General features: G+C 34.3%; 12 protein-coding genes. 7 read left to right on the plus strand and 5 right to left on the minus strand.

What is annotated here, in order from left to right; all coding sequences use genetic code 11:
- Positions 1-212 precede the first annotated feature (212 nt).
- Positions 213-572: a hypothetical protein gene (locus H7R46_RS12425; protein WP_002120526.1), complete on the plus strand. Its 360-nt coding sequence runs from the start codon at positions 213-215 to the stop codon at positions 570-572.
- 157 nt (positions 573-729) lie between these two features.
- Here the strand turns inward: H7R46_RS12425 and H7R46_RS12430 are convergent, their stop codons facing one another.
- The 3 genes from H7R46_RS12430 to H7R46_RS12440 are packed head-to-tail and all read right to left on the minus strand — an operon-like array spanning position 730 to position 2461.
- Positions 730-1410: a DUF799 domain-containing protein gene (locus H7R46_RS12430; RefSeq protein WP_002120567.1), complete on the minus strand. Its 681-nt coding sequence runs from the start codon at positions 1408-1410 to the stop codon at positions 730-732.
- Positions 1407-1775 carry a DUF4810 domain-containing protein gene (locus tag H7R46_RS12435; RefSeq protein ID WP_005070471.1) on the minus strand — a complete coding sequence of 123 codons (369 nt, stop codon included), beginning with the start codon at positions 1773-1775 and terminating at the stop codon, positions 1407-1409. Before H7R46_RS12435 ends, H7R46_RS12430 begins: the two co-directional genes overlap by 4 nt.
- Positions 1776-1792: 17 nt before the next feature.
- Positions 1793-2461 (minus strand): CsgG/HfaB family protein, encoded by a 669-nt coding sequence (locus H7R46_RS12440; protein ID WP_086260892.1) that lies wholly within the window; start codon positions 2459-2461, stop codon positions 1793-1795.
- Positions 2462-2760: 299 nt separating this feature from the next.
- Here H7R46_RS12440 and H7R46_RS12445 point away from each other — a divergent pair, with 299 nt between their 5' ends.
- Complete coding sequence (locus H7R46_RS12445) at positions 2761-3231, plus strand: hypothetical protein (protein WP_005070475.1); 471 nt, start codon at positions 2761-2763, stop codon at positions 3229-3231.
- A 131-nt stretch (positions 3232-3362) separates the two neighbouring features.
- On the opposite strand, the gene H7R46_RS12450 is transcribed toward H7R46_RS12445, so the two are convergent.
- Positions 3363-3914, minus strand: a complete 552-nt coding sequence (locus tag H7R46_RS12450) for a TetR/AcrR family transcriptional regulator (RefSeq protein ID WP_025469850.1) — start codon at positions 3912-3914, stop codon at positions 3363-3365.
- A 920-nt stretch (positions 3915-4834) separates the two neighbouring features.
- On the opposite strand from H7R46_RS12450, the gene H7R46_RS12455 reads away from it, so the two are divergent.
- Positions 4835-5923 carry a YjgN family protein gene (locus H7R46_RS12455; protein ID WP_005070478.1) on the plus strand — a complete coding sequence of 363 codons (1089 nt, stop codon included), beginning with the start codon at positions 4835-4837 and terminating at the stop codon, positions 5921-5923.
- Positions 5924-5943: 20 nt separating this feature from the next.
- Positions 5944-7044 carry a M48 family metallopeptidase gene (locus H7R46_RS12460; protein ID WP_182924212.1) on the plus strand — a complete coding sequence of 367 codons (1101 nt, stop codon included), beginning with the start codon at positions 5944-5946 and terminating at the stop codon, positions 7042-7044.
- Between the two features lie 11 nt (positions 7045-7055).
- On the opposite strand, the gene H7R46_RS12465 is transcribed toward H7R46_RS12460, so the two are convergent.
- Positions 7056-7379 carry a hypothetical protein gene (locus tag H7R46_RS12465; RefSeq protein WP_080631216.1) on the minus strand — a complete coding sequence of 108 codons (324 nt, stop codon included), beginning with the start codon at positions 7377-7379 and terminating at the stop codon, positions 7056-7058.
- Between the two features lie 529 nt (positions 7380-7908).
- Here H7R46_RS12465 and H7R46_RS12470 point away from each other — a divergent pair.
- The 3 genes from H7R46_RS12470 to H7R46_RS12480 all read left to right on the plus strand — a co-directional run bounded on the left by H7R46_RS12470 (position 7909) and on the right by H7R46_RS12480 (position 11132).
- A complete protein-coding gene (locus H7R46_RS12470) occupies positions 7909-9180 on the plus strand; it encodes a tyrosine-type recombinase/integrase (RefSeq protein WP_086260890.1) in 1272 nt (423 codons plus the stop codon).
- A gap of 219 nt (positions 9181-9399) precedes the next feature.
- Positions 9400-10794: a hypothetical protein gene (locus H7R46_RS12475; RefSeq protein WP_182924213.1), complete on the plus strand. Its 1395-nt coding sequence runs from the start codon at positions 9400-9402 to the stop codon at positions 10792-10794.
- Between the two features lie 104 nt (positions 10795-10898).
- Complete coding sequence (locus H7R46_RS12480) at positions 10899-11132, plus strand: helix-turn-helix transcriptional regulator (RefSeq protein WP_086260889.1); 234 nt, start codon at positions 10899-10901, stop codon at positions 11130-11132.
- Positions 11133-11372: the final 240 nt, after the last annotated feature.

Consider the following 11372-nt stretch of genomic DNA (forward strand, 5'->3'; position numbering starts at 1 on the left):
ACATTGGTATTTAGTGGGATAATTATTAAAGTACAAGTGTTTACATGATCTATAAATATTTGTGTCAATGTTCAGCTAAAATCAAAGCAGACCAGTTTATCGTTACGATCACTCAATAGGCAAAAGATACTGCATCGCAAGACAGGTTCTTTACCCACTGCACTGATTTAGCCGTCAACTGTGTCACTCAATGATGAAAGACAGGAAATTTTATGGAAAAAGCTCTGCAATGTCCTAAGTGTGGTTCTACAGAAATTGAAGCACGTGACCATGACAAATTACTTAGAACAACTGGCGGTGTTTTACTCACAGCTGCCGGTACAACGGCAGGCACTGTAGGTGGCGCTGCGACTGGTGCTACTGTTGGAGCAGCTATTGGTACTGTTGCTGGTCCTTTAGGTGTAATTGTTGGCGGAACTGTAGGGACTTTTGTTGGTGCCATTAGTGCAGGAATTACTGGCGGTGTAGTTGGTAATATTTTTGGTAAGAAAGCTGGCGTAATAATCGACAAGAATATTTTTCAAGATTATCGCTGTCTAAAATGTAAATACCGTTTTAAGCAAAAGAAGTAATTTAAATTAAATAGGAGAACTAGTTACTCTAGCTCTCCTACCTAATCAAAAAATTTATAAACTATCTGAAATAATAAATTTTTATCTAGCATTTCATATAATTAAACTAGATTGCAGCCTATTTTTAATAAAGTAAAACTTTAGTTAAGACTTTAATTTACTTAGCTACTACTCCATCTTGTTGATATTTTGGTGAACGTGGACCATATAACAACCCCATACCCGGATTATAAGTCGTCGGGGTAAAAAGTTGAGTATTTACCATACTCGCTAATGGATAAGCCCGGTCAGTAAAGCTGCCAGCAATCTGTTCAACTAAAGCACCGACGACCATTCCGATTAAACCCGCATTACCATCATTACTTGCTTGAACAAGTTTTTTCTCACCTGTCCAAATCACATCTCCAGTTTTTAAATCAACAAGCTTTGCATCAGCACTTACTGTCGCGACACTTTGAATCACTTGGTATTTAGAACCATATTCTTTAATTCGAATATATAAAGCTGCGTCTGCACCAAAAATCTCTTGTAATTTCTGGGGTGCAATAGACTGAGCATCACTGCCATTAGTAACCCCATTCTCTTTAAACATATTGTCTACGACAGAGATTGGGAAAACGTAATAACCAGCTTCTGCCACAGGTGCCACCACAGTAGGCCAATAACTATAAGTCGCTTTTACATCAGGCGAATCATTGACTGGAGGCAATACCAAAATCGATTTTGGCATATGAGCTTTATAAGCTGTAATATCTTTATTAGGTTGTGGAGTAACGGCACATCCAGTAAATGCAAGGCTAGAGATAACCAAACCAGCAATTAGAAATTTCTTCATCATGATTTTGCATTCCCACCATTAGCATTCATTTTTTGCAATAAGCGATCCATTAAAACTGTAGATTCTGGATATACTTGTCGTTCAAGCTGGAAATACTCAATTGCTTTTTGAGAATTATTCTCTTGTAAATACAATAATCCTAAATGCGCATATAAACCTGGCGGAACGGCTAAGCCCTTGCCTTTAGTTTTCTCAATTTCAGCTTCTAATTTTGTGATTTGCGTACTTGGTGTCGCTTTCTCAGGTGAGTTATACATCAAATAGGTTTGATGAGTATAAGTTCCCCAATTATATAAAGGTTGAGGACCAGCGGCACACCCAACCAATCCCATAGCAAGAAAACTGCTTAAAAGAATTTTTTTCATTTAACACATATCCAAAATTATTGAATTGACCAACGGTTATTTTGAATATCTGTTACAAGATTATTAACTGCTTCACGAACAGCTAAATCAAGTACTTTGCCATTTAAAGTCGAATCGTAAGAAGCTGTAGTACCAAAGCCTAAAACTTCACGTGCGCCTAATGCATATTCACCAGCACCTTGTACCGAATGCACAACTTCTGATGTTTTTACATCAACAATATTTAAATTAACTTTGGCATAAGCAACTTGCTGTTTACCGCGACCTAAAATACCAAATAACTGTTGATCGCCTACTTCTTTACGACCAAATTCAGAGACATCACCAGTAATAACGTAGCGAGCACCTTTAATAGATTGAGCAGTATTGCTATAACCTACTTCTTGTTTAATTTCTGATAGATTGTCACGGTTTAAAACTGAAAAATAGCCAGTTTGCTGTAAATGTGTTTCAAGAATAGTTTTCGCCTGCCCACCTAAACGATCGACATTATCAGAGAAAACGCCTCTCTTATAACTAGAGCGATTATCAAACTTACCAATAGAAATAGGAGTTTTTACTCCGGTATATTTTGTTGTAGCAGTAGCAGCAGTGACTTGTGGACTTTGTATCGTTCTTGAAGTTTCAGTAGTTGAACAAGCAATTAAACCGAAAGAACTCAAAGTAATGATTAATATTTTTTTCATGTTTACTCTATAAAGATAAATAAATAAAAAGAATACATATTATATACAAAAAGACTATCAAATAAGCGTATAAATTAGGACTCTAATAAAAAATTTACTTAATTTGTTTAAATAATTTTTAAAGAAGCAAAAAATTTATTCTATAGATAGTTAATTATATGAAACCTATTATTAGTAAATTAATTATGGTTTGCCGTGGTATAGAAAAATCTATCTATAATATAAAAATCAGCTACTTACTTTACGCTTTAAAGAAGATATGAAACAATTATGCCCTAATACAACTTCTGAAATTACAAATGAAAAAATTATTAATTTTAAGCTTAGTTAGCATTTTCAGCTCATATAGTTTTGCAGAGGACAATAGCTCGATTTATCGGGGACTTGGTACTGGTCCTGAAGATTTTTTAAAGTTTCAAATTCTTAAACAAAAAGGTTTCCTAGCCAAAAAACCTAATATTTCAAGAGCAGACTATAACGATATATACAAACTCAAAAAACCTTATGAATTTATGGGACAAAACGTTGTGCTTATTTCAGATGAATATATGACTGAATATGTGGGCTGTTGTGTGAGTGAAGGTTGGGGAGCTGTATTTAAGCAAACCACCAATTTAAAATTAATTGAAAAATTTGCAAAAAAGAATCAATGTAATATCGCTCCGATAGAAACCGATAGCACTTACTATGGGTTTAAAATTAGTTCTCTGCCAAAAGGTAATTACTATGAATTATCCTGCCGTAAACGTGATTTAGATGAGTCTCAATAAGTCAAAATTAAACTCTGAAAATAAGAGCCAATATTCCTGTTTAACTTAAAATATCAGACCCATATAAACTAAGTGAGCAAGATGCTTTTGAACTACCTTTTCAAAAGCATCTTGTTCCAAAGCACTATTCATCAAGTTATTTTAAAAAACCGCTCCAACACCTCATCCCTTTCACTCAAACTATTGGTACTTAAAAACCCAAACATCAAACCATCTATTAGATTTAAAACCATATCGGCATCAGGTTTTAAGCCCCGACTTTCTAGACTAAATATCAAATCAAATAACTCTTTAAGCAGCCATTTTCTATATTCAATCGCCATGCGGTAAGCCCGTGGATAAAGCAGTTTTAATTCAAAAATGGCTTTAAACAAAAGATAGTAAAGGCTATTCACATCGACATGTAAGCGAACAATTTCTTTGAGTTTATCGGCTGCGGTTGGGTAGCTGTGTGAATAGACAATTGCCAGCACCTCTTCTTTAAGTCGGCTTTTTTGAAAGATTAGGCACATTTCAACAAGTCCTTCTTTCGAGTGAAAGTAGTTATAAAACGTGGCTTTTTGAATTTTGGATTTTTTGATAATCAGGTCTACCCCTGCATTATGAAATCCATGCGTGGTAAAGAGTTGGATGGCAGTTTGAACAACCTGTAATTTTTTGGAAGATATTTCTAAAGTTGGCATCGTTTTACCGTTATAAATTCTTGTTGTGTCTAAATGAGATAAAAAGCCTGTGCCCTTTCTGGGAGAAAAAAAGGCGCAGCAATGCCGTAAGACGGTGCTTGGCACATCTCAAGTTTTGTTTTGCTAAGTTTTAAGTAAAAATGACTTAAAGCCTGAAAACCTTATGGCATTCAAACTGCTTTAAATTTTTAAGTTGTGTCGTTATAGCTTTTGGCAAAGGCTGCCAAGAAATAATGAATGTGCAAAGCCAACTCCTTTTTTATTGGGAGTTCTGCCAAATCATTAAAATTATGGTGGCAGAACGAAAGGGGGTTCGCAGACTGGTCATAGATCCAGCACACCCGTGGGTGTCCCCCTCCCGTTCCACCGTAGAGGGGGCACGAGGGGCTAGACACTAAAGGTATAAAACCTTTAATGCTTCTATGAGACGGTCTGCGACAACTGACTGGCAATGTGGCCAGCATGCGAAGAATAGTATTCAACTCTCTTACAGTCAAGCACACAAAATGACATTTGTTTTAAATTAGATCATTAAAAAGTAAGGATAAATAATGAATGAGTTATTGTTAAAGTGGGGTTTATAACGGGATTGAAATTTATATAGATATATTAGTTTCAACAGGTAAGATTAGAATATAAAAAATGGTAAATGATGAAATTAATGATGTAGAAAGTTTTTCTTAGAATTACTACTAAATTTACAATCACAATAAGTCACCGATGCCTTTAAACCTATTATTTATACTTCTCGCGATAAGCTTTCTGCTCGAAACAACTCAATAAGAATATAATGGTAAAAATAGTTGTTTGCTTTTCATTCTATTTATTTCAATTTATAAAAAATATATAATATTCTCAATAGTTTTCTAATTATCTATTACATTCAATCAAGATCATATATTTTCAATAAAGAGAATAAAATGCAAGACCAAGCTTTAACCGCTCTTCCTCAAGATGTAAATGAGGATCAAAATATTACAACTCCACCAATTTCACACTCAGGAATTCATCATTTTAAGTTTCATGGGAATGCCTCAGAATATTTTGGAATCTGGATCGTTAATATTCTTTTGACTATTATTACCTTAAGCTTATATGCGCCTTGGGCTAAAGTTCGTCGCTTACGCTATTTCTATGGTAATACAGAATTTTTTGAACGCCGCTTTGATTTTACAGGGATTCCAACCAAGATTTTGATTGGACGTTTAATTGCATTAGGAATTTACGTCGTATTTGCAATTTCATCACAGTATTCAATGATTGCGACTGTGGTTGGACTAGTTGCGCTATATGCAGCAGTACCTTGGCTAATTCGCGCTACTTTGCGTTTTACGGCAAGAAATAGTAAGTTCGGCAACGCACGTTTTTATTTTGGTGGAACGATAAAAGAATCTTATAAAGTCTTTCTTTTGAGTATATTGGTATATATTTTCACTTTAGGAATCTTTACACCTGTAGCTATTTGGCTATATAAAAAATATTATCTTAACAACTTATATGCTGGACAATTAAATTTTAAATTAAACGCGAAATGGTCTGCATATATGGCAGCAGTTTATATACCAGTTTTTATTGCAATTGGTATAATTTCTATTTTTTCAATCATTTACTTTGCTATGGCAGGAACAATTTCTGGGTTCTCACCAAACGCTATATTCTTCGGAATATTTACGGTATATGCATTTATTGGATTATTTATTTATCCATTAATTGCTGCACGTATTTTTATTACGACATGGAACAATACTACAGTTGGAAACAGTCAATTTAAAACAGACTGTAATCAATGGCGTTTTGCATGGATTGTAGCATCGAACTGGATTGTAAAAATCTTATCCATAGGTTTAATGTCTGCTTGGGCTGCAGTTCGTATTCACAAATATCAGATTGAATCGATGAGTTTAATTTTATTAGATGATCCAGATCAAATGATGAATCTAGCTCAACAAGAGCAAAGTGCTTTAGCTGAAGAAATCAGTGATATTTTTGATATCGACATCTCTTTATAACAATCTGAGTTTAATAATTTATGTCCCACGCAGTAGATATCACTTTCTATGATGGCCTAGTGTCTAAACCATACCGTGCTCAGATTTCAGCTCAATCTGAATCTGAAGTTCTAATTCGGTATGGTGAGCAATTAGAACTTCAGCGCCATTATCAATATACTGATATGAAATTGATTGGTGCGCTGGGACAGTTACACCCAGTAATTGAATTATCTGATGATGCACGGATTGAATTTCATAGTGCATTACCTGAATGGTTTAATTACTCAACTAAAAAGGTTCAACATTCGATCTGGAAATTTGAACGCTCTCCGGGTCTTATTCTTTTTAGTGTAATTTTTGTGATTACTTTTGCGATCAGTCTAGTCAAATGGGGGGTTCCAGCAACGTCCCATTATCTTGCTTTTCAATTACCTGAGAATACTTTAAAGAAACTAGGTGATGAAGCCGAGAATTATGTATTAAATAATTGGACTGCACCCAGCCAATTAGCACAAACTCAAAAAGACCAAATTACTAAACAGTATTTGAATACTGTTGCTGAAAACAAACCAGCCAAATTAGTCTTCCGTAAAGGCGATCAGTTAGGGGCTAATGCTGTAGCGCTACCCAATAATACGATTATTATCACAGATGAACTAATCAAATTGGCACATACGAATCAGGAAATCTTAAGCGTATTAGCCCATGAACAAGGCCATTTGGTTTATCGCCATAGTTTGCAACAAGGGTTAACGAGTTTAGGTCTAAGTATATTATACATTGCAATGACAGGAGATAATTCAGACTTATTTACGTCCTTACCTGCCGCTATGATTGGTGCAAATTATTCACGTAAATTTGAGTCCGAAGCCGATCTATATGCTTTACAGCTGATGGATAGGAAGCATATCGAAGTCTCCCACTTCGCAAATTTCTTACAACGTTTAAGCGATACAACGGAAGAAGGTCTCGATAAGAAAAATCAGTCCACCCCACCAACTTCTCAAGAAGAATCTTCAGCTAATAAACTATCTACAGCTGTTCTTGATGCTTTATCCTCACATCCTGCAACCGAAGAGCGTATTCGAATGGTTCATGATTATGAGAAAAAACAGAAAGGCGCACAAAATAATTTATAGGCTCACAAAGTCTATCTAGAAAATTTATGGTCTTTAGGAAGTGGAGCATCACATGGTTGATCTGTCTTTACGTTGACCATTTTCACAGGTCCATCATTGTAGATTGTTACCTTGCAGCCTTTTACGACATATTCTTGTTGAATGCCACCATACATTTCATCCTCAGAAACAGCAGATGCAACATCACATGCCTCGTCAGCACGGCATGCAGTCTCCCCTCCACCAGCCTCTACAGCTTCTGCTCCAGCAGCTTCCATGGCGTCTCCAGCACTCTCCTGTACTTCAGCATCTACAGTTTGTATCTTTGCTGCATATGTATTTGAAAGATTCATCATAAGAAAAATTGCAAAAAAGAACTTACTACTGTGATTTATTAAATTCATGAATTATCCATATCTCTTAATTTAAATTTGGTACATATCAGTCAATTTTACTTTGCAAGTTAGTGATGCAAAGGGATTGGTATTATAAGGAGCTATTCTACTCATAATTATACATATAGCAGCAATAGTTGCCCCGAAAGAATTCTTCAAACAATTACAAGATATTGAGCATTATGAGGGTGCGATTAACTACACAATATAAAATTAAACTGAAATCAAAATCTGTCTAACTCAATCCAAATTTTTATGTGGGGTAGAATGAGGGGTAAAATAATAGATATAAAAAAGCCCCTGCTTTTAACAGGGGCTTTTCGAATTTGGCGGAAGCGGTGTCCGTCTAACAATAGTCCTAAGCAATCCAAATAAATATTATAAACATATATATTTCAATGTTTTAACATTTTAATCATCCTAAGCCGTCTTGCCCAATCCTACCATTTCCAGTATTTTATGAGGGGTAGGTTGTGGGGTAAGTTAGAACATGCCAAGGAAATCTAAAGAGCTATCTGCTCTCAGTGTAGCAAAAATTAAGAAGACTGGGCGACATTCTGTAGGGGGTGTTGATGGTCTTTGCTTGAATATAGAAGGCAATTCTCGTGTCTGGATTTTGCGTGCGGTAGTAGGTAAACGTCTGGATAAAAATGGAAAGTTAAAACCCCATCGCCGTGATATTGGTATTGGTCCCTACCCTGAAGTTTCTTTAGCTGAAGCCCGTGCTAAAGCAACAGAATTAAGAATACAAATTCGAAATGGCGTTGATCCAATTGCACATAAACAGGAACAACTTACAAAACTACATATCCAGAAACTACGTGACAAAACATTCATTGAGTGTGCAAAAGTTGTTATAGCAAATAAAACCCGTGAACTTAAAAATGAAAAGCATATTGGACAGTGGACATCTACATTAGAAACCTATATCTACCCAACTCTAGGTGATATTAGTATTAGTACAATTACTAAAGTCGATATTGCCGAAGTTCTTAGACCTATCTGGACTGAAAAGAACGAAACAGCTAAACGTATTCGTGGTCGTATAGAAACAATTTTTGATTATGCCAAGGCTATGGGATATTTTGTCGGTGATAACCCTGCCGAATGGAAAGGTAATCTTGAGCCAATCTTAGGCAACTTAAAGCAGGAATCACGCCCTCACCCATCCTTACCTTATGAACAGGTCTCTGAATTTATTCAACACCTGAGACAGAAAAAAGGAATTTCATCTAAAGCTCTGGAATTTGCAATTTTAACTGCCTGTCGGTCTGGTGAGATTTTTGGAGCTATATGGCAGGAAATTGATTTTGAGAATAAAATATGGATTATTCCTAAAGAACGAATGAAAGCAGATACAGAGCATCGTGTTCCTTTGTCTCAACAAGCTATTAGTTTACTTAAATCAATTCAAGCATATACTCAGCCACAAGATTTCATTTTTCCTGCGCCTCGTAATGGGCAGATGCTTTCTGATATGTCATTGACCACTCTAATCAAACGAATGCATGAACAAAAAGTTAAAGAAGATGGCTTAGGTTATATAGATCCTAAACAAAACAGAGTGATTACGACACATGGTTTCCGCTCTACTTTCCGTGACTGGTCAGCAGACAAAACAGATTACCCTAGAGAAGTTTGTGAGCATGTACTGGCACATAAGCTACCTGATGAAGTCGAAGCAGCTTATTTACGTGGGGCATATCTCGAAAAACGTAAAGGATTAATGGCTGACTGGGCTGAGTTTTGTTATAAATTATGATCAGTGTTAATTTAAAATTCACATAATAAAATTACCCGTTCAACTACAACTCACCCCTGTATATTTACAGAATATTTTATTCGTGTATATTGATGATATAGTTAATAATTACCCAAAACTCCGTACTGAAATAACGCATAAGTATGTACACTTTGGATCAGGGCATAAAGACTAAAATTTACAATAATGTTCAATCAAAATATTGAGTGTAAGGAAATAATGGACACCGTAGAAGAAAGTTCTGAAAATCTCTCTTTTGATGACCAAATCAAAATTGTAAATGATTTGGAACAGTATATATTTGAAAAAATTTATTCTAGTTTAGAATTCCGCTCAAAGATACATAATCAAATAAAACTAGATCCTCTAAACTTAGTCAAACTCAAGTATACGATATTTGATAAAAGTTTACTTTGCCAATCTTTTTATCAAATTCAAGCTGCTACACCTTTAAATTTCTTCAAACTTATTCATGACAAAATTCTTAAAACAGCAATCTATATATTACATGATCAAGGTATGTTTAAAGAATCAGATGAAGATCGAGTAAAAAGGTTATGTAGGGACACTGTCAAAAAACCTATTTCTTGTCCAAAAGATAATGATGAAGTTCCTTGTGAGATTTGTAAAGATAAAGTGCTTTGTAAAAAAGGTGATGATATAGCTGAGAAACTGGATTTTGAATATTTACCTAAACATTATCATGAAATTATTCAAGACATAAAAAATTATCGTTCCGATATCGAAACTAAAAATTATATGCAAGCCAATATTACTTATACTACTTTATTCCAAGAATACTCAGAGCATTACGATTGTTATATTATCGAGGTGTTGCCTGAAAGCTTTCAAAATAAAATTGATAAGATTCAAAAAAACAAATTGTCTAAAATTCAAAAGTCCAATAAAAAGAACATGTACATTTCCTTTGTAAGTTCATTTATTAAAAAACATGAAAATAATACTGAAAAACTTTGGGATGAAATAGGTTTTACGTCTTCCGAAAAAAAACTACTCAAAAATTCAACTACAATACTCTCAGAACAAAAAAACAAGTTCAAAAGTAGTTTTTCAAAACGAAGTAATTTTAACGAATCTGAAGAAAATTTAAATAAAATTTATGATTTATTGAATCTACTAATTGAGCATATAAATGATTTAGCTGAAAATAATGTAAAAGAAAAAATTCAGAAAGAGCATAATAGTAGAATATTATCTTTACAAGTACAAATTAATAAGATTAATTATATTTTGCAGCAAAAATTTCTCCACCCCCCAAAAACCAATTTACTGAATCATTCTAAATCACTTTATTCAAAGAAAAAATTAACACCAAAACAAACACTCAAACTGTTACATTTATTCGAACCAAATATATCTGTGCATCATCGTTCTGAGTTAATTGAAATCAGAAAAAAAAGAGAAACACTAGAAAATAAATATCAAAAAAAAGTCAAAGAATATCGAGAAGAAGCGGAAAGTAACCATAATTCAGATGAGAAAACAAAAAACTATTTTGGAAACATACAAAGAATTCTTACTGAAAATGAAGAATTATACTTAGGCTTATGCAGCCTATTAAAATGTAATGACAAAAATGATAAAAAAAGTTAAAAACTGGTCACGCACTTTTCCACGAACACAAAAATTTTTTAGTACCGTCTATTCGTTGGTTCAACACCTTCCAGATTGAACCAACGCCATAGAAGGAAATCTAAATGTCTACTATCCAAAACACAATTCAAATGCTACGTCTACCTGAGCTGATTAAACTGATAGGTTTATCTCGGTCATCCATTTATGACCGACTCAACCGACGATCTAAACGCTATGATCCCGACTTCCCGCAGCCTGTAAAATTAAATAATGCTTCACGGTGGTTACTCTCTGAAGTTGAAGCGTGGATTGAAAGCAAAATTTCAACACGTAATCAAGGGAATACTGAGAGCTAACGCTGTACTTGTAAATTCAAAACATAATGCAGCTGTGCAATGCATTCTGAAATTATAAGTATGGCTAGGCTATCATTTTAATTTTCAATGAATTACGGTCTTATATATTTACTATTACTCTATATCTATAAATCAAAGAATATTCTATCTATTTATAGATGATCAGTAGTTTTAAAGTATTCAGATACATCAATACTCATATGACCATATAGGTTGTTGGTGTATAGACGTACTGGTGTA

This window comes from Acinetobacter sp. BEC1-S18-ESBL-01, from assembly GCF_014169935.1.
GTDB classification, from domain to species: Bacteria; Pseudomonadota; Gammaproteobacteria; order Pseudomonadales; family Moraxellaceae; genus Acinetobacter; species Acinetobacter pittii.

Excerpts from the sequence above, each read along its gene's own strand:
- H7R46_RS12470 (WP_086260890.1), top strand. The coding sequence starts at position 7,909 with ATGCCAAGGAAATCTAAAGAGCTATCTGCTCTCAGTGTAGCAAAAATT.
- H7R46_RS12455 (WP_005070478.1), top strand. The coding sequence starts at position 4,835 with ATGCAAGACCAAGCTTTAACCGCTCTTCCTCAAGATGTAAATGAGGAT.
- H7R46_RS12445 (WP_005070475.1), top strand. The coding sequence starts at position 2,761 with ATGAAAAAATTATTAATTTTAAGCTTAGTTAGCATTTTCAGCTCATAT.
- H7R46_RS12475 (WP_182924213.1), top strand. The coding sequence starts at position 9,400 with ATGGACACCGTAGAAGAAAGTTCTGAAAATCTCTCTTTTGATGACCAA.
- H7R46_RS12480 (WP_086260889.1), top strand. The coding sequence starts at position 10,899 with ATGTCTACTATCCAAAACACAATTCAAATGCTACGTCTACCTGAGCTG.
- H7R46_RS12430 (WP_002120567.1), bottom strand. The coding sequence starts at position 1,410 with ATGATGAAGAAATTTCTAATTGCTGGTTTGGTTATCTCTAGCCTTGCA.
- H7R46_RS12425 (WP_002120526.1), top strand. The coding sequence starts at position 213 with ATGGAAAAAGCTCTGCAATGTCCTAAGTGTGGTTCTACAGAAATTGAA.
- H7R46_RS12435 (WP_005070471.1), bottom strand. The coding sequence starts at position 1,775 with ATGAAAAAAATTCTTTTAAGCAGTTTTCTTGCTATGGGATTGGTTGGG.
- H7R46_RS12465 (WP_080631216.1), bottom strand. The coding sequence starts at position 7,379 with ATGATGAATCTTTCAAATACATATGCAGCAAAGATACAAACTGTAGAT.
- H7R46_RS12460 (WP_182924212.1), top strand. The coding sequence starts at position 5,944 with ATGTCCCACGCAGTAGATATCACTTTCTATGATGGCCTAGTGTCTAAA.
- H7R46_RS12450 (WP_025469850.1), bottom strand. The coding sequence starts at position 3,914 with ATGCCAACTTTAGAAATATCTTCCAAAAAATTACAGGTTGTTCAAACT.
- H7R46_RS12440 (WP_086260892.1), bottom strand. The coding sequence starts at position 2,461 with ATGAAAAAAATATTAATCATTACTTTGAGTTCTTTCGGTTTAATTGCT.